The sequence below is a fragment of the Mesorhizobium sp. P2_C5_2 genome (assembly GCF_056404535.1).
This window is the reverse complement of sequence record NZ_JBFUDV010000001.1, coordinates 939969-962162: the sequence shown is the minus strand read 5'-3', so window position 1 is coordinate 962162 and position 22194 is coordinate 939969. Positions and strand designations below refer to the sequence as shown.

The window sequence follows — 22194 nt, the reverse complement described above, 5'->3', positions numbered from 1 at the left end:
GGAGCCTGGGGGAACAAGCCCCCTCAGATATGCAGCGCGTGGCCCAGCGCCTTCAGCGCCGCCTCCTGGAACCCTTCACCTTGCGTCGGATGCGCATGGATGGTGCCGGCGATGTCCTCAAGCCGCGCGCCCATTTCCAGCGCCAGCCCGAACGCCGCCGCCAGTTCGGACACACCTTGCCCGACCGCCTGGATGCCCAGCACCAGATGATTGTCCGCCCGCGCCACGACGCGGACGAACCCGTCCTCGCCGAGCTTCGTCATCGCCCGGCCATTGGCGGCAAACGGAAACTGACCGATCTTGATCTCGCCGCCAAGCGCCTTCGCCTCCTCCGGCGACAACCCGGCCGTCACCAGCTCCGGATCGGTGAAGCAGACAGCGGGGATAGAGCGCTTGTCCCAGCTGCGCTTGTGGCCGGCGACGATCTCAGCCACCATTTCGCCTTGCGCCATCGCCCGGTGCGCCAGCATCGGCTCGCCGGTGACGTCGCCGATGGCGTAGACGCCGCGCATCGAGGTGCGGCACTGGTCGTCGATCTTGATGAACTTGCCGGTCATGTCGAGGTCGATCTGGTCGAGGCCCCAGCCCTCGGTCACCGGCTTGCGGCCGACCGTCACCAGAATCTTGTCAGCGGCAATTTTCGCGCTCTTGCCATCCGCGGTCTCGACCAGCAATGCGTCGCCCTTGACCCCTTTGGCCTTGGCGCCCAGCATCACTTCGACGCCGAGTTGCCCCAGCCGTTTCACCACCGGCCGGGTTAGTTCTGCGTCATATTGCGCCAGAACGCGCGGCAACGCCTCGACCACGGTCACCGCGGCGCCCATCTTGGCAAAGGCCATGCCGAGCTCGAGCCCGATATAGCCGCCGCCGACCACGGCGAGTTTCTTTGGCACTTCGCTGAGAGCCAGCGCTTCTGTGGATGAAATCACAGGCCCGCCGAACGGCAGGAACGGCAGCTCGACCGACGCCGAGCCGGTGGCGATCACCACTGTCTCAGCGCGGATGATCTGTGTGCCGGTCTCGGTCTCGACCGCGACAGTCTTGCCGTCGCGGAACGTCGCCCAGCCATACACCGTCTTGACCTTGGCCTTCTTCAGCAGTCCGGCGACCCCGCTGGTAAGCCGGCTAACAATGCCGTCCTTCCAGGCGACCGTCTTGCCGAGATCGAGCACCGGTGCCGCGACCGAAATGCCGAGCGGACTGGTGCCGCCGGCCATGTGCGACACCGCCTCGAACTCTTCCGCCGCATGGATTATCGCCTTGGACGGGATGCAGCCGACATTGAGGCAGGTGCCGCCCGGTTTGCCGGCTTCGACAATCACCGTGTCGATGCCAAGCTGTCCGGCGCGAATGGCACAGACATAGCCGCCGGGTCCAGCGCCAATGACGAGCAGCTTGCAGGAGATTTCTTTCATGGCGTGACCCTTCGATGCGAGGGAATGTTCCGTCGCGATCCTTCGCGCCCCCCTCTGTCCTGCCGGACATCTCCCCCACGAGGGGGGAGATTAGCAGTTTCGTCGCTTCGCCCGCTCTTCAACCAATGAAGGTTGGCGAAACCCGGCGTGACGTCCAATCTCCCCCCTTGTGGGGGAGATGCCTGGTAAGGCAGAGGGGGGCGCTGTCCCGCCGTCATCTCGGTCGTTCCGCCCCTCAATCCACAAAAATCAGTGCCGGCGTCTCAAGCAGCGCCTTGATCCGCTGGATGAACACCGCCGCGTCCCAGCCGTCGACGACGCGGTGGTCGAAGCTCGACGACAGGTTCATCATCTTGCGCGGGATGAACTGGGTGCCGTCCCAGACCGGCCGCACCATCATCTTGTTGACGCCGACGATCGCCACTTCCGGATGATTGATCACCGGCGTCGTCGCCACGCCGCCCATGGCGCCGAGCGAGGTGATGGTGATGGTCGATCCCGACAGCTCGTCGCGGCTCGCCGTGCCCGACTTCGCCGCTTCGGCCAGGCGGTTGAGTTCGACGGCGCAATCCCAGAGGTCGCGCGCCTCGGCATGCTTGACCACCGGCACCACCAGCCCCGACGGCGTCTGCGCGGCAATGCCGATATGGACGCCGCCATGCTGGTGGATAATGCCGGCCTCGTCGTCGAACAGCGCGTTGATGTTGGGCTGATCGGCGATCGCTTTGACTATCGCCCGCATCAGGAACGGCAGCAGCGTCAGTTTCGGCCTTTCGACACCCTTACGCTTTTCCTTGTTGAGCGCGGCGCGCAACTCCTCGAGCGCGGTGACGTCGATCTCCTCGACATAGGTGATGTGCGGGATGCGCGATTTGGCCAGTGACATCTTTTCGGCGATCTTGCGCCTGAGACCAATGACCTTGATGTCCTCGACACTGTCGTTGCGGGCAAGGCCCGACGTCTTCGCCACCTGCGGCCCGCGCGCCAGGAAGGCCTTGAGGTCTTCGTGGCTGATTCGGCCGGCCGGGCCAGTTCCGGACACCTGGCGCAGATCGATGCCGGCCTCTTTGGCCCTGAGCCGGATGGCGGGGGACGCCAGCGGCTTTTCGCCCTCCGGACGCGGCGCGCCGGAATTGCTTTTCACCGCGGCGGCTGGCCCAGGCGTGGCTTTGGCCGCCGGCTCTGCCGGCTTCGGCTTTGCTGCCGGGGGCGCCCCGGCCTTGGTCTCAGCCGGCTTCTTCTCGGCCGGTTTCGCCGGTGCTTCGGCCTTCGCCGTCTGCCCGGCGGCATCCGCCTTCACGTTGCCCTCACCCGCAACCTTCAGCCGCACGATCGGCGAGCCGATCGCCACCGTGTCGCCGATCTCGGCGCCCAGCCAAAGAATCTCGCCATCGACCGGCGACGGAATCTCCACCGTCGCCTTGTCGGTCATCACCGCGGCAAGCACCGAATCCTCGCGCACAAGATCGCCAACCTTGACGTGCCATTCGACCAGTTCGGCCTCGGCGACACCTTCGCCGACATCGGGCAGCTTGATGATGTGTTCGCCCATCCTAAGCTCCCATGGTTTCGAGAAGCGCGCGGCCAACACGGGCCGGCCCCGGGAAGTATTCCCATTCCTGCGCATGCGGATAGGGCGTGTCCCAGCCGGTGACGCGCGCCACCGGCGCTTCCAGGTGGTAGAAGCAATTCTCCTGCACCAGTGCCGAAAGCTCGGCACCGAAGCCCGAGGTCAGCGTCGCCTCGTGCACGACGACGCAGCGCCCGGTCTTCTTCACCGAAGCGACGATGGTGTCGAGGTCGAGCGGCAGCAGGGTTCTCAAATCGATGATCTCGGCATCGATGCCGGTCTCCTCGACCGCGGCCTGCGCGACATAGACCATGGTGCCGTAAGCCAGCACCGTGACGGCCGAGCCCGCCCTGCGTATCGCCGCCTTGCCGAGCGGCACCGTGTAATGGCCATCGGCAACCTCGCCCAGCTCATGCTTCGACCACGGCGTCACCGGCCGGTCGTGATGGCCGTCGAACGGGCCGTTATAGAGCCGCTTCGGCTCGAGGAAGATCACCGGGTCCGGGTCCTCGATCGCCGCGATCAGCAACCCCTTGGCATCATGCGGATTGGACGGCACCACCGTCTTCAGCCCGGACACATGGGTGAACAGCGCTTCCGGGCTCTGGCTGTGCGTCTGGCCGCCAAAGATGCCGCCGCCGGTCGGCATGCGCACCACAATCGGGCAGGTGAAGTCGCCATTCGAGCGGTAGCGCAGCCTTGCCGCTTCCTGCGTCAGCTGGTCATAGGCGGGGTACATGTAGTCGGCAAACTGAATTTCCACGCATGGCTTCAGCCCATAGGCGGCCATGCCGATGGCCGAGCCGACAATGCCGGATTCGTTGATCGGCGCATCGAAGCAGCGGCTCTTGCCGTATTTGGCCTGCAGGCCGTGGGTGACGCGAAAAACGCCGCCGAAAAAGCCGACATCCTCACCATAGACGATGACGCGTTCGTCGCGAGCCATCGCCACGTCCATGGCGTCGCGGATGGCCTCGATCATGGTTCGTCTCGGCATGGTCAGACTCCCGCCTGCTGGCGCTGGCGTCTGAGATGCGGCGGCATCTCGGCGAACACGCCTTCGAACATTTCGCGCGTCGACGGCTTGCCGCCGGCATGCAGCGTGCCGTTGCTCTCCGCTTCCTTCTGCGCCGCGATCACCGTTTCGAGGATTTCCGCCTCCGCCTGGGCATGGCGCTCGTCCGACCAGACGCCGCGCTGGATCAGATGGTTCTTCAGCCGCATGACCGGATCGCCGAGCGGCCAGGCATCGGATTCGGTCTTCGGCCGGTAGGCCGACGGATCGTCGGAGCTCGAATGCGCGCCGGCGCGGTAGGTGACATATTCGATCAGCGTCGGCCCGAGATTCTTGCGTGCCCGCTCCGCCGCCCATTTGGCCACAGCATGCACGGCGAGATAGTCATTGCCGTCCACGCGCAGCGCCGGAATGCCGAAGCCAAGGCCGCGCGCGGCAAAGGTTCCAGAACCGCCGCGCGCAATGCCTTGAAAGGTCGAGATCGCCCACTGGTTGTTGACGACGTTGAGGATGACCGGCGCCTTGTACGTCGAGGCGAACACAAGTGCGGAATGGAAATCGGATTCGGCGGTCGAGCCGTCGCCGATCCACGCCGCCGCGATTTTCGAATCGTTGGAGATTGCCGAGGCCATCGCCCAGCCGACCGCCTGGATGTACTGCGTCGCCAGATTGCCGGAGATCGAGAAGAAGCCATGCTCCTTTGACGAATACATGATCGGCAGTTGCCGGCCCTTCAGCGGATCGGCCTCATTGGAATAGATCTGGTTCATCATCGTGACCATCGGGTAGCCGTCGGCGATGAGCAGGCCGGCTTGCCGATAGGTCGGAAAATTCATGTCGCCGGGCGCGAGCGCCTTGCGGAAGGCGCAGCTCACCGCCTCTTCGCCCAGATGCTGCATGTAGAACGAGGTCTTGCCCTGGCGCTGCGCCATCTGCATGCGGGCGTCGAAGCTGCGCAGCGTCATCATGTGGCGCAGGCCCTCGAGCAGCTCTTCATCGGAAAGCAGTCCAGCCCATGGCCCGACCGCCTCGCCGTCGCGGTTCAGGACGCGGATGATCGAAAATGCCATGTCGCGGATGGTGCGCGGATCGACATCGATCTCGGGGCGAGGCACCGAGCCCGCATGGGGGATCGGCACATTGGAGAAGTCGGGCGTTCCGCCCGGCCGCACCTCCGGCTCCGGCACATGAAACCGCAACATCCCAGCATCGGTCATGACCATGGTCCTCCCATTTGCTTGGCGCCGATATTTGCACATCCGCGCGCCCGGCACAGCGCCAATTCATCAGGCCCCGCACCCGACCCGCCATCTCGGCCGGCAAGCGACCGCAAGATGCAGATATGTCGGCGAAATTTCTTGTCGATGTTTCGCCGCGGGGCGCAATTTGGCGCAAGATTGCGAGGCGATTGCCGCCAGATACGAGCGCGGCGGCCGAAGTAGCTAATCTCCCCCCTCGTGGAGGAGATGCCCGGCAGGGCAGAGGGGGGCGTGAAGGAACACTACGTTGGTCAACTGAGACAATCCAAGAACGCACCCGGCGCGCAATGGCAATCGATAGAAACGCTGGCAGGACAGCGCCCCCCTCTGTCCTGCCGGACATCTCCCCCACATGGGGGGAGATCGAGCTATCCCGTTCACTCCGCCCTCTCCCCATGCTAACCACCCACCATGGCGCAGAAAAAGGGATACGAGGTCGATTCGTGGCTGGCGAAGCCGGACACGCGGATCTCGATCGTCCTGCTTTACGGTCCCGACCGCGGCCTCGTCGCCGAGCGCGCAAAGGCCTTTGCCGAAAAGACCGGCCTGCCGCTCGACGACCCATTCTCCGTGGTCCGGCTCGATGGCGCAGAGGTCGATCGTGACCAGGGCCGGCTGCTCGATGAAGCCCGCACCGTGCCGATGTTTTCCGACCGGCGACTTCTATGGGTGCGCAACGCCAGCGGCCAGAAGCCACTGGCCGAGGACGTCAAGGCGCTAACGGCCGAGCCCGCGCGCGACGCGATCATCCTGATCGAGGCCGGCGACCTCAAAAAGGGCGTCGGCCTGCGCGCCATCGTCGAGGCGGCGGACACCGCCATGGCGCTGCCCTGCTATGCCGACGAGGCCCGCGACATCGACAGCGTCATCGACGATGAGTTGCGCAAGGCCGGCATGTCGATGGCCCTCGATGCGCGCCAGGCGCTGCGCCGTAATCTCGGCGGCGACCGGCTGGCCTCGCGCGGCGAGATCGAAAAGCTGGTGCTCTACGCCCACGGCCAAAGGGAAATCGGCCTCGACGACGTCAGGGCGATGTCGGGCGACGTCTCCGGCGCCTCCTTCGACGACGCTGTCGATGCGGTGCTGGAAGGTAAAGTCAGCGACTTCGACACCGCTTTCACCCGCCACTGCCTGTCCGGCGGCCATCCCTTCCTGGTGCTGTCTTCGGCCATGCGGCAGTTGCAGCAGCTTCAGGTCATGCGCGGCCAGATGGACTCAGCCGGCCGCAACGCCGCCTCGGCCGTCGCCGGCGCCCGGCCACCGGTTTTTTTCACGCGGCGCAAACTGGTGGAAAAAGCGCTCGAGCGCTGGAACGTCGAAGCGCTCAGCCGCGCGCTGAACCGCCTGCAGACGGCCGTGCTGCAGACGCGGCGACGGCCGGACCTGTCGGAAGCGCTCGCGCGCCAGGCGCTGCTTGGCATTGCGGTTGAGAGTGCGAGACTGGGGCAGCGCTAGGAGCAGTTCTTTCCTTCTCCCCTTGTGGGAGAAGGTGGATCGGCGCCCAGCGCCGAGACGGATGAGGGGTGTTCCAGGGAACGCCAACGCCTCACTCCGCTGGAACACCCTTCGGCGGTGCCGACTTTATGTTTATCACGGATATATCAGCGTGAAAACCTAACCTTAAGCCATAACTTCATTTGCCGGCTAAATACCGTGGCGCCTCAACCGTCTAGCGCTCGTCCTTCAACCGCCGGCACAGCTCATCCAGTTGCTCAAGGCTGCGGTAATTGACGCGAATCGCGCCGCCCTTGCCCTTGTGCTCGATGGTCACGATCATGCCGATCGTGTCGGTCATCAGCTTTTCCAGCGCCAGCGTGTCGGCATCCTTGTCCGACCCATTTTGCGCCGGCTTTGCCTTGGGCGGCGTGCCGCCAGCCGGCATCTGCGCCAGCGCTTCCGCCTGGCGCACCGAAAGTCCTTCCTCGACGATCTGCTTGGCGAGCCCGGCCGGATCCTGCGCCGTCACCAGCGTGCGGGCATGGCCGGCCGACAACGCGCCGTCGACCAGCATGTCTCTGATAACGTCGGGCAGCTTCAACAGCCGCAGCGTGTTGGCGACATGGCTGCGGCTTTTGCCGATGACATTGCCCAGGTCAGCTTGCGTGTAGCCGTGATCGTCGATCAGCTGCTGGTAGCCCATCGCTTCCTCGACCGGATTGAGGTCGGTGCGCTGGACGTTCTCGATGATCGCCAGCTCAAGTGCCGTGCGGTCATTGACGTCGCGCACGATGATCGGGATTTCGGTCAGCCCGGCGCGCTGCGCCGCGCGCCAGCGCCGCTCGCCGGCGATGATCTCGTAGCGGCCGGCCTGGGTCGGCGACGGTCGCGCCACCACCGGCTGCACCACGCCATGTTCGCGGATCGACTGGGCGAGGTCGGTCAGGTCGGCGTCGCCAAAATGCCGGCGCGGGTTTTTCGGGTTTGGGCTCAGGAACTCGATCGGCACCTTGCCGTCGGCATTCAGGCCCGGCTTTTCGGCCGCTGCCGGACGATCGATCTCGCCAATCAGCGCCGCCAGTCCGCGCCCCAGTCTTTTTCTTGAAAGGTCTTCGCTCATCTTTATTCCAGGTTTTCTGAATCGTTTCGGTATCGAATCGGCTTGCTTTATCAACCGAGCCTAATCAAGCGGCGCGCAATTTACGCTCGCGGCGGATCACTTCGGAGGCCAGCTGCAGATAGGCCTGGCTGCCCGAGCACTTCAGGTCGTAAAGGATCGCCGGCTTGCCGTAGGACGGCGCCTCGGACACCCGCACATTGCGCGGAATGATGGTCTCGTAAACCTTGTCGCCCATATGCGCCCGCACATCCTGCACAACCTGGTTGGCGAGGTTGTTGCGGCCGTCATACATGGTCAGCACGATGCCCTGGATGATCAGGTCGGGATTGATCGTGCGGCGTACCTGCTCGACCGTCTCGAGTAGCTGGCTCAGGCCCTCCAGAGCGAAGAATTCGCATTGCAGCGGCACAAGAACAGAATCGGCTGCCGCCATGGAATTCAACGTCAAAAGGTTGAGCGAGGGCGGGCAGTCGATCAGCACATAGCCGAAGGGCGCACCGCGTTCAGCAGCGGCGCGCAACGCGTTGCGCAGCTTGAGAACCCGGTCGGGCGCGGAAGCGATTTCCATCTCGATGCCGAGCAGGTCGAGTGTCGACGGCACGATCGACAGGCCGGGGACCGCGGTCGGGATCGCCGCGGCTTCCAGATCGAGTTCGCCGGTCAACACGTCATAGGACGAGACGGTACGATCCTTGCGGTCGATGCCGAGGCCCGTCGAGGCATTGCCTTGCGGGTCGAGATCGACGATCAGCACCTTTTCGCCGATCGCGGCCAGCGCCGTGGCCAGATTGATGGCGGTGGTGGTCTTGCCGACGCCGCCCTTCTGGTTGGCGACGGTGATGATGCGGGGTCCGGTTTTCATGGGTCTATGCCAAATATTCATTTGCGGGTCGCCAAAGGGTCGCCGGCGGGTCGCGAAGGGAGGGTTACGCAGTCCGCAGATCGGCCAATTCGAGGATGACGCCATGGGCGTCGGTCATGCTCGGATGTTCTACCAGATCGAAGGCCCAGCGGTGAGTGCTTTCTTCCACTTCCACGCGGTAATCCCGGCCTTTGTGGAACAGCGCGCGCGACCCCTTGGTCAGCCATGGCGCCGACAGATCGAGCAGCGCCGGCAGCGCGGCCAGTGCTCGTGCCGTGACGATTTCCGGCGCGGAAACAAGCGCATAGCTGTCGTCAATGCGCCGGGCGACGACCCGAGCCGGCAAACCGAACTGGCCGATCACCGCCTGCAGGAACGACGCTTTCTTGCGGTTGCTCTCGACCAGATCGATCGACGCCCCGCCACGCTCGACCAGCAGGAAAGCCAGCACCAGACCTGGAAAACCGCCGCCCGAACCGAGGTCGACCCAGCGTTTTGCCTGCGGAGCGATTCGCGCTAGCTGTGCGCTGTCGAGAATATGCCGGCCCCAGACATCGTCGAGTGTTGAGGGCGCGGCCAGGTTGATGCTGCGGTTCCATTTTAGAAACAGCTGTTCGAACGCCACCAGGCGCTCGAATGTTTCACGTGAAACCGGTCCCGCGGCCTCTTGCAGGCTCGTCCATGAGGCAGCGCTCACGCAACAGCCCTTTGCGCAGCCGACTCGGCGTTGCGGACATGCGCGACGATGATTGCCAGCGCAGCCGGCGTCATGCCCTCCATGCGCTGCGCGTCGGCAATCGACCGCGGCTGGCGCGTCCGCATCTTCTGCTTCAGCTCATTGGAGAGACCAGGGACATCTGCGAAATCGACCGAGGCCGGGATCAGACGGCTTTCCTCATGCCGGATCTGCGCCACATCGGCTTGCTGCCGATCAAGGTAGACCGAATATTTCGCTTCCGTTTCGAGCCGCTCGGCGGTCTTGGCGTCGATGGCGCCGAATGCCGGCGCGACACGGGTCAGCCAGGCAATATCGACGCCGGGATAGGCCAGCAGTTCATAGGCCGACCGGCGCACGCCGTCTCTGTTGACTTCCAGCCCGTGCCGGGCCGCTTCATTCGGCGTCATTGTCGTGGCCCGCGCCAATTCGCGCGCCTCATCAAGATCCTGCGTGACTTGATTGAACCGCTGCGTCCGCTCCTGCGACGCGATTCCAAGCCGCATAGCCAGTGGCGTCAACCGCTCATCGGCATTGTCGGCGCGCAAGGACAACCGAAACTCCGCCCGCGAGGTGAACATGCGGTAGGGTTCGGCAATGCCGCGGCTGGTGAGGTCATCGACCATCACGCCGATATAAGCTTCTGTGCGGCTGAGTACGATCTGGTCGCCGGCCGACGCTTTGCGCGCAGCGTTCAGCCCGGCGAGCAGGCCTTGTGCTCCGGCTTCTTCATAACCGGTGGTGCCGTTGATCTGCCCAGCAAGGAACAGGCCAGCGATCCGCTTGGTCTCCAGCGTCGGTTCGAGCTCGCGCGGGTCGACATGGTCGTACTCGATGGCGTAACCGGGCTGCAGCATGGTCGCGCGCTCCAGACCAGGGATCGTCTTCAGGATGTCGAGCTGGACTTCCTCGGGCAGGGAGGTCGAAATGCCATTGGGGTAGACGGTGTCGTCGTCGAGGCCTTCCGGCTCCAGGAAAATCTGATGACCTTCGCGATCGCCGAACTTGACGATCTTGTCCTCGATCGACGGACAATAGCGCGGCCCGACACCTTCGATCGAGCCGGAATACATGGCCGAACGGCCGAGATTGGCGCGGATCAGCTCATGCGTCGCCAGCGTCGTACGGGTGATCCCGCAATGGATCTGTGGATTCTTGATAGCGTCGGTCATCAGCGAGAACGGCGAGGGATGTTCATCCGCCGCCTGGCTTTCCAGCGACGCCCAGTCGATGGTGCGGCCGTCCAGCCGTGGCGGCGTGCCGGTCTTCAGCCGCCCGAGCGCAAAGCCGGCGCGGCTCATCGTTGCCGACAGCCCCAAGCTCGCCTGCTCGTTCATGCGACCGGCGACTATCTTCTTCTCGCCGATATGGATGAGGCCGCGCAGGAAGGTGCCGGTAGTTAGGACCACGGCGCCGCAGGCCAGCCGCCGCCCGTCGGCCAGCAGCACGGCAGCGATCCGTCCATTGTCGATCTCGAGGTCCAGGACTTCGCCTTCGACGACATCGAGATCGTTCTGCTGCCGAATCGCTTCCTGCATGGCCAGCCGGTACAGCTTCCTGTCCGCCTGCGTCCGCGGTCCGCGCACCGCGGGGCCTTTGCGGCGGTTGAGCAGGCGAAACTGGATGCCGGCGGCATCAGCGACGCGGCCCATCAGCCCGTCCAAGGCGTCGATCTCGCGCACCAGATGGCCCTTGCCGAGCCCGCCGATCGCGGGGTTGCAGGACATGACGCCGATCGTGTCGAAGCGCAGCGTGACCAGCGCCGTGCTGGCGCCGGCACGCGCGGCAGCGCTGGCCGCCTCGCACCCGGCATGGCCGCCGCCCACCACAACCACATCATAGTGATCGATCATTTTCCGTTCCAGATTCAGAGATTGCCCGACACATGTCCCCGAGAGACGGCGCTGTCAAGGATGGAGGGTGATTCGTTATGGTTGACAACGGTCGACGAGGCCGGGCTGCGGTGTTTCACGTGAGTCATGGGCGGTGAGTGTAATCACGCCGATCTACGCCGCCCCTCATCTGCCTACCGGCATCTTCTCCCCGTGAACGGGGAGAAGATGGCCGTCCGCAGCGCCGGCACACTCCTTGCAGCGCTGGAGGTTGGCGAAACCCTTCCGCGCAGGCCTTCTTTCTCCCCGCCACTATACGGGGAGAAATGTCCGGCAAGACAATGAGGGGCAGCGCTGACCTCCGACGAAGTTGAGATTCTTTTAGCGCAGCGGTCCGTTTCACGTGAAACAACGACGCCGCCCCAATGTTTCACGTGAGTCACGGTCGGCCACGAGATGTTTCACGTGAGTCACTTCCCAATGCAAAACTGAGAGAAGATCACGTCGAGCAAGTCCTCGACATCGACAGCCCCGACGATCCGACCAAGCCGATCCGCGGCAAGGCGCAACTCCTCCGCCCGCAGCTCCTGGCCGCGATCCTGTCCCGACAGCGCCGAGACCAGAAACCGCTTCGTCTCGTTCAGCAACTCCACATGCCGCAGCCGCGACGGCAGGATATCGCCGGCATCACCAATCGCGGCGGCGGCGCGCGCGCCGATCTCGGCCAGCAATTCAGCTAACCCGGCGCCTTCGACCGTAGATATCGATGCATCATAGCCCGCGGAGGGCCGCTCGCCCTTCAGTAGATCGACCTTGGTGCCGATCCTCAAAGTGGGGATATCGGCTGGTATGTCGCCGATCGCGATTGGGTCCGCCAGATCCTCCAGCAGCAGAACAAGATCCGCGCTATGCGCCTTGGCGCGCGCCTTCTCGATGCCGATTGCCTCGACCTTGCCGGGCGCCTCGCGCAATCCGGCCGTGTCAGTCACCCTGACCCGCACGCCATTGAGGTCCAGCACCACCTCCAGCAAATCCCGCGTCGTGCCCGGCTCGTCGGTAACAATCGCCGCCTCGCGCCGGGCCAGTGCATTGAACAGACTGGACTTGCCGGCATTCGGCGCGCCGAGGATGACGACCTCGAAACCGTCGCGGATGATCTCGGCGGCGCGAAATCCATCGATATGCTGGCCGATCTCACCAATCATCACTTTGACATCCGACCAGACCGTATCCGAAACGGAGCCCGGCACATCGTCTTCGTCTGCAAAGTCGATTTCTGCCTCGATCATGGCCCGCGCATGGATCAGCCGTCGGCGCCAACCGAGATAGAGCGCACTCTGTGTCCCCTCGGCGTTCTGCACGGCAAAGCGGCGCTGCGCCTCGGTTTCGGCGTTGACCAGATCGGCCAGCGCCTCGGTCTCGACCAGATCGAGCTTGCCGTTGAGAAAGGCGCGCCGCGTGAATTCGCCTGATACAGCATGGCGGACGCCATCAAAACCGGCAATGGTCTCCAGCATCTTGCCGGCGACGGCGCGGCCGCCATGGACGTGGAATTCGGCGACATCTTCGCCGGTAAAACTGTTCGGCCCCGGAAAAAACAACACCAGGCCGTGGTCGATCAGCGATCCGTCCGCCGTCCGGAGCTTGCGCAAGGCCGCAACCCGGTCCTTAACCATGCCTCCAGCAATCGTTTCGACAACGAATCGAGTCTGCGGCCCGGAGATACGGATGACGGCGATGCCTGCGGGAAGGCGGCCGCTGGACAGCGCTACAATCGAATCGCCTGAAATCATTTGCCCGCTCTTCCGAACCGCCCTAGCTTCCGGTCAACAATCCCGACACTGCCAAACCGAGCTTGCCCGCCCGTGACCTTGCCCGCGCAAAACCTGCTTGCCGAAGAAGCCAGCCCCTATTTGCAGCAGCACAGCGGCAATCCCGTGCATTGGCGGGCCTGGTCGCCGGCGGCACTGGCCGAAGCCAAGACGTTGCAGCGGCCGATCCTGCTCTCGATCGGCTACGCCGCCTGCCACTGGTGCCATGTCATGGCGCATGAAAGTTTCGAGAACGACGCGGTCGCCGCCGTCATGAACCGGCTGTTCGTCAATATCAAGGTCGATCGCGAGGAGCGGCCCGACATCGACCAGATCTATATGGCGGCGTTGTCGTCGATGGGCGAGCAGGGCGGCTGGCCGCTGACCATGTTCCTCAACCCGGACGGCAAGCCGTTCTGGGGCGGCACCTATTTCCCACGCGAGGCGCGTTATGGCCGTCCCGGCTTCATCCAGGTGATGGAAGCGGTCGACAAGGCCTGGCGCGAGAAGCGCGAAAGCCTCGACCAGAGTGCCGACGGCCTGACCAATCATGTCGAGGCGCGGCTGGCCGGCGTCCACGCCAAGGCCGCGCTCGACAAAGAGACGCTGAGCAATCTCGCCGGCCGCATCGACGGCATGATCGACCGGGATCTCGGCGGCCTGCGCGGCGCGCCGAAGTTTCCCAACGCCCCGTTCATGCATACGCTCTGGCTCTCCTGGCTGCGCGACGGCGTCCCAGCGCACCGTGATGCCGTTCTCATCAGCCTTGAAAAGATGCTGGCCGGCGGCATTTACGACCATGTCGGCGGCGGGCTCAGCCGCTATTCCACCGACGCCGAGTGGCTGGTGCCGCATTTCGAAAAGATGCTCTACGACAACGCCCAGCTGATCCGGCTGTGCAACTGGGCCTTTGCCGCGACCGGAAATGGTTTGTTCCGGATGCGAATCGAAGACACGGTCGCCTGGCTGCTGCGCGAAATGCGCGTCGATGGCGGCGCTTTCGCTGCCAGCCTCGATGCCGACAGCGACGGCGAGGAGGGGCTCTTCTACACCTGGAGCGAGGACGAGATCGAGGCCGTTCTCGGGGCCGATTCAACCTTGTTTTTCAAACACTTCACGCTTTCCGCGCCGCATGGCTGGGAAGGCAAGCCGATCATCCATCAGACCGATGCGCAACAAAACCAAAGCGTGGCTGACCGGGAGGTATTGGCTCCGCTCGTGGCAAAGCTTCTTGCGGCAAGGGAGCAACGCGTCCGTCCGGGTAGGGATGGCAAGGCACTGACCGACTGGAACGGCCTGATGATTGCGGCCCTCGCCGAGGCCGGCCGCTCGCTGAACCGACGCGACTGGATCGACGCGGCGGCAAAGGCCTTTGCTCATATTGCTGGAGCCGGCCATGACGGCCGATTGCCGCACTCCATGCTCGGCGCCAAGAAACTGTTTCCGGCCCTGTCCAGCGACTATGCGGCGATGACCAATGCGGCGATCGCGCTGTTCGAAGCATCAGGCGATTCGCGCTATGTCGATCAGGCGAGGCAATTCGTCGACCAGCTGGATCGCTGGCATCAGGATGACGACCAGACCGGCTATTATTTGACGGCTTCGGACAGCACCGATGTGCCGATCCGCATCCGCGGCGATGTCGACGAAGCGATCTCTTCGGCCACCAGCCAGATTGTCGAAGCGCTGGTGCGACTGGCCTCCGTCACTGGCGATCTCGGGCTGCAGGACAAAGCCTGGCGGGTTGCTGAACATGCCATGGGGCGAGCAGGGCATCAGTCCTATGGCCAGGCCGGCATCGTCAACGCCTGTGCCCTGGCGCTGGAACCATTAAAGCTGGTGTTGGTCGATTCACCAGAGAGTCCAAGCTTCGTTCCGGTTACGAATCGGAATCCTGATCCACGCCGGATCGATATCGTCGTGACGATCGGAACGGAAGCGAATCGACCGACTTTGCCGGGTGGCATCCTGCCGCCAACGCACCAACCGGGCGCCTGGCTGTGCACCGGGCAGGTGTGCCTACCAGCGGTCACCGATCCGCAAGAACTCGAACTGCTGCTGCGACGCCAGTAGCTCAGCCAGTCTTTCCGTCCAATGCTGAAGGCAGCGGTGTTCCGTCAATGGCGGTCGAGCGGGGCTTGAGCAGCAAATCCTTGGCTGCGATCACCGCTCCGACCGTGATCAGAATGCAGGCCACGGCGACTGACCAATGGAACACGCCAAAGCCTGCCAGCAGAAGCACGATCACCGAAAACAGCGGTGCGGCATAGGAGAGGGCGCCGAGAATCATGATGTCCCCGTGCTTGCAGCCATAATCCCAGGCGTAAAAGCCGGCGCCGAGCGGTATGGCGCCCAGGATGACGATGGCGCTCCACTGCGTTGCCGTCTGTGGCCAGACGGTGGTCTCGAGCGTCAGATGCAGGACCAGGGCAACCGCCGCCGTGATGAAGCAATAGCCGGCCACGACATCGGTCGGCACCTGGCCAAAGCGGCGTGACAACACCGAATAGCCGGCCCAGATGAAAGCGCAGAACAGCGCGATGACATGGCCCTTCATCACGCCATTGGCCAGCCCGATCGTGCCGCCCTTGGTGATCACCACGATAGCGCCGACAAGCCCAAGCACGACGCCGGCGATGTGATGGGCCCTCAGCTTCTCTCCGGGCAGTAACGCGGCAAAGACGACGATCAGCAGCGGCCAGAGATAGGCGATCAGGCTGACCTCGACCGGCGGCGCCGACTGGATGGCGAAGAAATAGGCGCAGTGGTAGATGCACAGCCCCGCCGTACCCAGCGCCCAGACCTGCCATGGCTGGCGCAGCGACCGGATCGCGGCTGGGCGCACAAGCCAACTCGACGCACCGACCAGCCCGCCGAGCAGGAACGTCATCGCCGCGAGTTGGAAGGGTGGGATTGGGCCGGCCGCGGTCGAAAGCAGCGCCAGAAAGGACCAGGTCAAAATGGCCGAAAAGCCGATCAGAGTGGGGATGGTCTTCTTCACGTCGCTCGTTCCAGCCTCGAAGGGCCGAGTGTTCGCACAAAGGGTGTGCTGCGCGCTGCCGCGAACGGTCACCCGATATCGAGAAAGCGACCCGTCCAGCAAAAAGCCCCATCCTGGTTTCCCGGAATGGGGCTTCAACGCATCGACCGATTGATCCGGTGAACTGCTTACGTATTCATAGAATCGAAGAAGTCCGCATTCGTTTTGGTCTGCTTCAGCTTGTCGATGAGGAACTCGATCGCGTCGGTGGTTCCCATCGGCGCCAGAATGCGGCGCAGCACGAAGATCTTCTGCAGGTCCTGCTTGGAGACCAGCAGGTCTTCCTTACGGGTGCCGGACTTCAGAATGTCCATGGCCGGGTAGATGCGCTTGTCCGCCACCTTGCGGTCGAGCTGGATTTCGCAGTTGCCGGTGCCTTTGAACTCTTCGAAGATGACTTCGTCCATTCGGCTGCCGGTGTCGATCAGCGCGGTGGCGATGATGGTCAGCGAGCCGCCTTCCTCGATGTTGCGGGCGGCACCGAAGAAGCGCTTCGGCCGCTGCAGCGCGTTGGCGTCGACACCGCCGGTCAGCACCTTGCCTGATGACGGCACGACGGTGTTGTAGGCGCGGCCGAGGCGGGTGATCGAATCGAGCAGGATGACGACGTCGCGGCCATGTTCGACCAGGCGCTTGGCCTTTTCGATGACCATTTCGGCGACCTGAACGTGGCGAACCGCCGGCTCGTCGAAGGTCGAGGAGATCACCTCGCCCTTCACCGAGCGCTGCATGTCGGTCACTTCTTCCGGCCGTTCGTCGATCAGAAGCACGATCAAATAGCATTCCGGATGGTTGGCGGTGATCGAGTGCGCGATGTTCTGCATCAGCACGGTTTTACCGGTACGCGGCTGCGCGTTGATCAACGCACGCTGGCCCTTGCCGATTGGCGCCACCAGGTCGATGACGCGCGACGAGATGTCCTTGCTCGTCGGATTGTCGATCTCCATCTTCAGCCGCTTGGTCGGATAGAGCGGTGTCAGATTGTCGAAATGGATCTTGTGACGAATCTTTTCGGGATCGTCGAAATTGATCGTATTGACCTTGAGCAGGGCGAAATAGCGCTCGCCCTCTTTCGGGCTGCGGATCGGCCCTTCGACCGTATCGCCGGTCTTTAGCGAAAAGCGGCGGATCTGCGAGGGCGAGATGTAGATATCGTCGGGACCTGGCAGATAGTTGGCATTGGCGGAGCGCAGGAAGCCGAAACCGTCCTGCAGCACCTCGACCACGCCGTCGCCAATGATCTCGATCTCCTGGGCGGCCAGTTTCTTCAGGATGGAAAACATCAGCTCCTGCTTGCGCATGACGCTGGCGTTTTCCACCTCGAGCGATTCGGCATAAGCGATCAGCTCTGGCGGTTTCTTGTTCTTGAACTCTGCGAGTTTCATTTCTTGCATAGACGGACTCTGAGTAGGCTTTTGGAGGGAAATATCGGCTGGATGCGACAAATGCCGGGCGCGGCCGAAAAGCGAAATGGGCGGCGCATGACGGGAAGGAAGACCCGTCTTGTATCGTCGGTCGTTTGAAAGAGCAAGCTGCGTTTTGTGGCGCCGATAAAAGCAATTCCAGGAAAAGTGTTGGCGGTTTTCCGTCCGGAATTGCGTCAAACAAGCGCCTAAAACGGCTTGACGACAACCAGGATCACAATGGCGATCATCAGCAATGTGGGGATCTCGTTGACGATCCGCCAGTGCCTGGCCGGTTTTTCGTTGCGATCCTCGGCAAATTTGCGGACAGCGCCCGCCAAATACCCATGCACACCGGACAACAGAAGCACCAAGCCGATCTTGGCGTGCAGCCAGCCGCCGTGAAAACCAAAGACCTTCCAGGCCATCCACAACCCGAACACCCAGGTGACGATCATCGCCGGATTGATGATGCCGCGCAGCAGGCGCCGCTCCATCACCTTGAAGGTCTCCGACTGGACCGACCCCTTCTCGGCATCGGCGTGATAGACCAGCAGCCGCGGCAGATAGAGCATGCCCGCCATCCAGGAGATGACGGCGAGGATATGGATCGCCTTCGCCCAGGGATAGAAACCGTCAGGGGCGACAAAAAACAGAAGTGCGGTCAGAACCGCCAGAACAACAATGCCAATGGTCATGCGCATCATTGCCTGACCGGTGCTGCTGGCAGCGTTGCCCGTGTTGTTTGAATGAGCCATCAGCGTGTCGCGCTCCGCACCTGCTTCACCATTGCTTCGACATGCGCCACCGGCGTCTCCGGCGTGATGCCATGACCGAGATTGAAAATCAGCGGTCCGTCGCCCAACGCCTTCAGGATCGCATCGACGCCGTCGGACAGGGCCTTGCCGCCAGCCACGAGCCGCAAGGGATCGAGATTGCCCTGCACGGCGCCACTGGCCTGCAATGCCTTCGCCGCTGCCAGGGGCACGGTCCAGTCGATCCCCAGCCCCGTCACACCGGTCTTCTCGCGATAGGTCTGGTAGCGGGCGCCGGCTCCCTTGGGAAAGCCGACGATTGGGGCATCAGGATGAGCGGCCCGAACCTGCCTGACGATCTCGGCCACCGGCGCAACACAGAATGCTTCGAAAGAAGCATCGTCGAGCACGCCAGACCAGGAATCGAAAATCTGCACCACATCGGCGCCGGCCTCGATCTGTCGGATCAGATAGGCCGCCGAATGATCAGCTAGCACTTTCAGAAGCTGCAGAAACGCGGCCGGCTCGCGATAGGCAAACAGCCTCGCCGGCGCCTGGTCGGGTGTGCCGTGGCCGGCAATCATGTAGGTCGCCACCGTCCACGGCGCGCCGCAGAAGCCAATCAATGTCGTCTCGTCAGGCAGTTTTGCCCGCAGCCGGCGAACCGTCTCGTAGACCGGTTCGAGATTCACGTGAAACGTTTCGCTGTTGAGAGCTGAAATCTCCGCCGCGGTGATCGGCGTCAGCAGCGGCCCGCGACCCTCTTCGAAGCGGACATCGCGGCCCAGCGCATGCGGCACGACAAGGATGTCGGAGAACAGGATCGAGGCATCGAAGCCGAAGCGCTCAATCGGCTGCAGCGTCACTTCGACGGCAAGGTCCGGATTGTAGCAGAGATCAAGAAAGGACCCGGCGCGCTTCCTGGTTTCGCGGTATTCCGGCAGATAGCGCCCGGCCTGACGCATCATCCAGAGTGGCGGCGGAAACGCTGCCTCGCCTCTCAGCACGTCCAGCATGATGCGGTTCTCGGGCATTGAGCGCTCTCTTCCCCTGCCTTCTCTATAATTAAATAGTCTATTTCTAGAATCTTCTGATTCTAAGAGTCTGTTGGTTGTGGTGGTTGTCACCTGTCCCGCTTTGCCCTGGAAAAGGCCAGCCAGCATATTGTCGCGCGCTTCTCTTACGGGATTGGCGGAGAGTGTGGATGACCAGGATTCCATCACTGGAGTCAAGGACTTGACGCCAGCCCTTAAAAACGGCCTCTGTGGACGAAGCGCCGGCAAAATCGCCTGTCCCCAAAATTGTCCCCAGCCGCCCGACGAAGCCGACAGCGCACCGAATTGTGGACAACTGGCCATCTGATACAGTCGCCTCCAGCCGGCCGCTTTCCCGGTCCCTGTTTATCCACACAAGCCCACAGCCTGAGGCCACCCCCTGTGAACAAACCCCAGAGCTTCTTCCACCTGCACCTGATTTCCGACGCCACCGGCGAAACGCTGCTGGCGGCCGGCCGTGCGGCGTCGGCGCAATACAAGGATGCGCGCGCCATCGAGCACATCTACCCGCTCATCCGCACCGAAAAGCAGGTGGCGAAAGTGTTCGAGGACATCGAGGAGGAGCCAGGCATCATTCTTTATACCGTCGTCGACCAGAAGCTGGCGCGCGGCATTGATGAGCGTTGTGCCGCCATGGGCCTGCCTTGCGTTTCGGTGCTGGAGCCGGTGCTCACCGTCTTCCAGTCCTATCTCGGCACGCCGGCCGGCCGCCGGGTCGGCGCCCAGCATGTGCTCGACGCCGACTATTTCCGTCGCATCGATGCGTTGAACTTCACCATGGAGCATGATGACGGCCAGCTGCCGCTCAATATGGACGATGCCGACATCGTGCTGATCGGCATTTCCAGGACATCGAAGACGCCGACCAGCATCTATCTCGCCAACCGTGGCATCAAGACCGCCAACATCCCGATCGTGCTCGGCGTGCCGGTACCCGAAAGCCTGGTCGCCGCCAGCAAGCCGCTGATCGTCGGGCTGATCGCCACCGCAGAACGCATCTCGCATGTCCGGCAGAACCGCATTCTCGGCAACAGCAGCACTTACGAAGCGACCGATTATGTCGATCGCGCCTCGATTACCGAAGAGCTCGCCTATGCCCGCCAGATCTGCACCCGCCACAACTGGCCAATGATCGACGTCAGCCGCCGCTCGATCGAGGAGACGGCCGCGGCCATTGTTGCCCTGCGGGGGAAGAATAGATAGATGAGCGAAGTGGGAGTTTACCTCGCTTTCCCAGCGAAAGTTAGGCGCTGCCCCTCACCTGCCTGCCGGCATCCTCTCCCCGTATAGAGACGGGGAGAGGGGCGCTGTCATCGCTGGTTTCGCTAATCACCGGCGTCGCAAGAAGGCGGTCCTTTCTCCCCGTCTCTATACGGGGAGAAATGTCCGGCAGGACAATGAGGGGCGGCGTAGACGTTGCAGACTGAAATCCAACCGCCTCTGCGCCCGAGTGCTAAAATGACCGAAAAAATCATCCTTGCCTCGGGCAGCCCGTTCCGCAAGGCGATGCTTGTCAATGCCGGCCTCGACATCGAAGCCGTCCCGGCCGATGTCGATGAGCGCGCGCTCGAGGCGCCGTTGCAGGACAGCGGCGTTTCGCCGGAGGACGTCGCTTCGATACTCGCCGAGGCCAAGGCGACCGAGGTCAGCGAGCGCAAGCCGGACGCGCTGGTGCTCGGCTGCGACCAGACGCTGTCGCTCGGCGACGAGGTGTTTCACAAGCCGGCCGACATGGAGGGCGCGCGCCGCCATCTGCTGGCGCTTTCGGGCAGGACGCATCAGCTGAACAGCGCCGCCGTGCTGTGCCGCGACGGCAAGGTGTTGTGGCGCCATGTCGGCATCGCCAGCCTCACCATGCGCAAGCTCGACCCTGCTTTCATCGGCCGTCATCTGGCCCGCGTCGGCGCCAAGGCGCTGGCCAGCGTCGGCGCTTACCAGATCGAGGGCGAAGGCATCCAGCTGTTCGACAAGATCGAAGGCGACTATTTCACCATTGTCGGCCTGCCGCTTTTGCCGGTGCTGAAGGAATTGCGTGCGCTCGGAGCCATCGATGGTTGAGAAGAAAGCTTTTGTCACCGGCCACCCGATCGCGCATTCGCGCTCGCCCAGGATTCATGGCTATTGGCTGAAGACATACGGCATCGAGGGCAGCTATCGGGCGATCGATGTCGCGCCGGCCGATTTTCCCGAATTCCTCACATCGCTGCAGGCCAATGGCTATCAGGGCGGCAACGTCACCATCCCGCACAAGGAGGTTGCCTTTGCCCGGGTCGAGCGCCGCGACGAAGCGGCGGAGATGATCGGCGCTGTCAATATGCTGTGGCTGGACGACGGCGTGCTGTGGGGCGGCAATTCGGACTGGATCGGCTTTGCCGGCAATCTAGACGAGCATGCGCCGGGCTGGGACAGCAACGGTCCGGCCGTGGTGCTCGGCGCCGGCGGCGCCTCGCGCGCGGTCATCCACGCGCTGAAAGTGCGCGGCGTCAGGGATATCCGCATCGTCAACCGCACGCTGGCGCGGGCGCAGGAACTGGCGGACCGCTTCGGCGCCGGCGTCTCTGCGCATGGCGCGGTCGGCGACTTGCTTGCCGATGCCGGCCTGCTGATCAACACCACGGCGCTCGGCATGCATGGCGATGCCACGCTCGCCGCCGATCCGACCGGGCTGCCCGGCCATGCCATCGTATCCGACATTGTCTATGTACCGCTGGAGACGCCGCTACTTGCCGCCGCGCGCGCGAGAAATCTGAAGACGGTCGACGGGCTCGGCATGCTGCTGCACCAGGCCGTGCCCGGTTTCGAACGCTGGTTCGGCAAGAGACCTGAGGTCACACCGGAGTTGCGCAACATGATCGTCGCCGACATTGTTTCCAAATGACGGGGTCGCCAAATGATGGGCGCCAAA

The 22194-nt window shown here is 63.4% G+C and carries 18 protein-coding genes; 5 read left to right on the top strand and 13 right to left on the bottom strand.

What is annotated here, in order from left to right; all coding sequences use genetic code 11:
* Positions 1-23: 23 nt before the first annotated feature.
* The 4 genes from lpdA to AC1D1B_RS04590 all read right to left on the bottom strand — a co-directional run bounded on the left by lpdA (position 24) and on the right by AC1D1B_RS04590 (position 5217).
* Positions 24-1415 carry a dihydrolipoyl dehydrogenase gene (lpdA, locus tag AC1D1B_RS04605; protein ID WP_477329752.1) on the bottom strand — a complete coding sequence of 464 codons (1392 nt, stop codon included), beginning with the start codon at positions 1413-1415 and terminating at the stop codon, positions 24-26.
* A 235-nt stretch (positions 1416-1650) separates the two neighbouring features.
* On the bottom strand, positions 1651-2967 hold the full coding sequence (locus tag AC1D1B_RS04600) for a dihydrolipoamide acetyltransferase family protein (RefSeq protein WP_477329750.1): 1317 nt from the start codon (positions 2965-2967) through the stop codon (positions 1651-1653).
* Between the two features lies 1 nt (position 2968).
* Entirely contained in the window at positions 2969-3982 is a 1014-nt protein-coding gene (locus AC1D1B_RS04595) for an alpha-ketoacid dehydrogenase subunit beta (protein ID WP_477311083.1), read from the bottom strand.
* A gap of 2 nt (positions 3983-3984) precedes the next feature.
* Positions 3985-5217 carry a thiamine pyrophosphate-dependent enzyme gene (locus tag AC1D1B_RS04590; protein ID WP_477329748.1) on the bottom strand — a complete coding sequence of 411 codons (1233 nt, stop codon included), beginning with the start codon at positions 5215-5217 and terminating at the stop codon, positions 3985-3987.
* Between the two features lie 453 nt (positions 5218-5670).
* Between AC1D1B_RS04590 and holA the strand changes: the two genes are divergently transcribed.
* A complete protein-coding gene (gene holA / locus AC1D1B_RS04585) occupies positions 5671-6714 on the top strand; it encodes a DNA polymerase III subunit delta (RefSeq protein WP_477329746.1) in 1044 nt (347 codons plus the stop codon).
* Positions 6715-6928: 214 nt separating this feature from the next.
* Here the strand turns inward: holA and AC1D1B_RS04580 are convergent, their stop codons facing one another.
* The 5 genes from AC1D1B_RS04580 to mnmE form a co-directional block, all read right to left on the bottom strand.
* Positions 6929-7816 (bottom strand): ParB/RepB/Spo0J family partition protein, encoded by an 888-nt coding sequence (locus tag AC1D1B_RS04580; protein ID WP_477329744.1) that lies wholly within the window; start codon positions 7814-7816, stop codon positions 6929-6931.
* A 64-nt stretch (positions 7817-7880) separates the two neighbouring features.
* Positions 7881-8678 carry a ParA family protein gene (locus AC1D1B_RS04575; protein ID WP_477329742.1) on the bottom strand — a complete coding sequence of 266 codons (798 nt, stop codon included), beginning with the start codon at positions 8676-8678 and terminating at the stop codon, positions 7881-7883.
* Between the two features lie 64 nt (positions 8679-8742).
* Positions 8743-9375 carry a 16S rRNA (guanine(527)-N(7))-methyltransferase RsmG gene (gene rsmG, locus AC1D1B_RS04570; protein WP_477329740.1) on the bottom strand — a complete coding sequence of 211 codons (633 nt, stop codon included), beginning with the start codon at positions 9373-9375 and terminating at the stop codon, positions 8743-8745.
* Entirely contained in the window at positions 9372-11246 is a 1875-nt protein-coding gene (gene mnmG / locus AC1D1B_RS04565; RefSeq protein ID WP_477329738.1) for a tRNA uridine-5-carboxymethylaminomethyl(34) synthesis enzyme MnmG, read from the bottom strand. The genes rsmG and mnmG overlap by 4 nt, the downstream gene beginning before the upstream one ends.
* 449 nt (positions 11247-11695) lie before the next feature.
* Positions 11696-13018 carry a tRNA uridine-5-carboxymethylaminomethyl(34) synthesis GTPase MnmE gene (gene mnmE / locus AC1D1B_RS04560; protein WP_477329736.1) on the bottom strand — a complete coding sequence of 441 codons (1323 nt, stop codon included), beginning with the start codon at positions 13016-13018 and terminating at the stop codon, positions 11696-11698.
* A gap of 72 nt (positions 13019-13090) precedes the next feature.
* Between mnmE and AC1D1B_RS04555 the strand changes: the two genes are divergently transcribed.
* The gene (locus AC1D1B_RS04555; RefSeq protein ID WP_477329734.1) at positions 13091-15109 is read left to right on the top strand and encodes a thioredoxin domain-containing protein; all 2019 of its coding nucleotides are present in this window, start codon (positions 13091-13093) and stop codon (positions 15107-15109) included.
* 1 nt (position 15110) lies between these two features.
* Here the strand turns inward: AC1D1B_RS04555 and yddG are convergent, their stop codons facing one another.
* From yddG to hemE, 4 genes are all read right to left on the bottom strand, one after another.
* Positions 15111-16037, bottom strand: a complete 927-nt coding sequence (gene yddG / locus AC1D1B_RS04550) for an aromatic amino acid exporter YddG (protein ID WP_477329732.1) — start codon at positions 16035-16037, stop codon at positions 15111-15113.
* Positions 16038-16204: 167 nt separating this feature from the next.
* On the bottom strand, positions 16205-17470 hold the full coding sequence (rho, locus tag AC1D1B_RS04545) for a transcription termination factor Rho (protein ID WP_477329730.1): 1266 nt from the start codon (positions 17468-17470) through the stop codon (positions 16205-16207).
* Positions 17471-17688: 218 nt separating this feature from the next.
* On the bottom strand, positions 17689-18237 hold the full coding sequence (hemJ, locus tag AC1D1B_RS04540) for a protoporphyrinogen oxidase HemJ (protein ID WP_477329728.1): 549 nt from the start codon (positions 18235-18237) through the stop codon (positions 17689-17691).
* Positions 18237-19268 (bottom strand): uroporphyrinogen decarboxylase, encoded by a 1032-nt coding sequence (gene hemE / locus AC1D1B_RS04535; protein WP_477329727.1) that lies wholly within the window; start codon positions 19266-19268, stop codon positions 18237-18239. Before hemE ends, hemJ begins: the two co-directional genes overlap by 1 nt.
* Before the next feature lie 402 nt (positions 19269-19670).
* On the opposite strand from hemE, the gene AC1D1B_RS04530 reads away from it, so the two are divergent.
* From AC1D1B_RS04530 to AC1D1B_RS04520, 3 genes are all read left to right on the top strand, one after another.
* Complete coding sequence (locus AC1D1B_RS04530) at positions 19671-20492, top strand: pyruvate, water dikinase regulatory protein (protein ID WP_181060541.1); 822 nt, start codon at positions 19671-19673, stop codon at positions 20490-20492.
* Positions 20493-20747: 255 nt separating this feature from the next.
* Complete coding sequence (locus AC1D1B_RS04525) at positions 20748-21347, top strand: Maf-like protein (protein WP_477329725.1); 600 nt, start codon at positions 20748-20750, stop codon at positions 21345-21347.
* Positions 21340-22167, top strand: a complete 828-nt coding sequence (locus AC1D1B_RS04520) for a shikimate dehydrogenase (protein ID WP_477329723.1) — start codon at positions 21340-21342, stop codon at positions 22165-22167. Before AC1D1B_RS04525 ends, AC1D1B_RS04520 begins: the two co-directional genes overlap by 8 nt.
* Positions 22168-22194 lie beyond the last annotated feature (27 nt).

Coding starts and splice junctions, on each gene's coding strand:
- AC1D1B_RS04600 (WP_477329750.1), bottom strand. CDS start 2,967: ATGGGCGAACACATCATCAAGCTGCCCGATGTCGGCGAAGGTGTCGCC.
- AC1D1B_RS04525 (WP_477329725.1), top strand. CDS start 20,748: ATGACCGAAAAAATCATCCTTGCCTCGGGCAGCCCGTTCCGCAAGGCG.
- rho (WP_477329730.1), bottom strand. CDS start 17,470: ATGCAAGAAATGAAACTCGCAGAGTTCAAGAACAAGAAACCGCCAGAG.
- mnmG (WP_477329738.1), bottom strand. CDS start 11,246: ATGATCGATCACTATGATGTGGTTGTGGTGGGCGGCGGCCATGCCGGG.
- mnmE (WP_477329736.1), bottom strand. CDS start 13,018: ATGATTTCAGGCGATTCGATTGTAGCGCTGTCCAGCGGCCGCCTTCCC.
- AC1D1B_RS04595 (WP_477311083.1), bottom strand. CDS start 3,982: ATGCCGAGACGAACCATGATCGAGGCCATCCGCGACGCCATGGACGTG.
- AC1D1B_RS04575 (WP_477329742.1), bottom strand. CDS start 8,678: ATGAAAACCGGACCCCGCATCATCACCGTCGCCAACCAGAAGGGCGGC.
- lpdA (WP_477329752.1), bottom strand. CDS start 1,415: ATGAAAGAAATCTCCTGCAAGCTGCTCGTCATTGGCGCTGGACCCGGC.
- AC1D1B_RS04580 (WP_477329744.1), bottom strand. CDS start 7,816: ATGAGCGAAGACCTTTCAAGAAAAAGACTGGGGCGCGGACTGGCGGCG.
- hemE (WP_477329727.1), bottom strand. CDS start 19,268: ATGCCCGAGAACCGCATCATGCTGGACGTGCTGAGAGGCGAGGCAGCG.
- AC1D1B_RS04590 (WP_477329748.1), bottom strand. CDS start 5,217: ATGACCGATGCTGGGATGTTGCGGTTTCATGTGCCGGAGCCGGAGGTG.
- holA (WP_477329746.1), top strand. CDS start 5,671: ATGGCGCAGAAAAAGGGATACGAGGTCGATTCGTGGCTGGCGAAGCCG.
- AC1D1B_RS04520 (WP_477329723.1), top strand. CDS start 21,340: ATGGTTGAGAAGAAAGCTTTTGTCACCGGCCACCCGATCGCGCATTCG.
- hemJ (WP_477329728.1), bottom strand. CDS start 18,237: ATGGCTCATTCAAACAACACGGGCAACGCTGCCAGCAGCACCGGTCAG.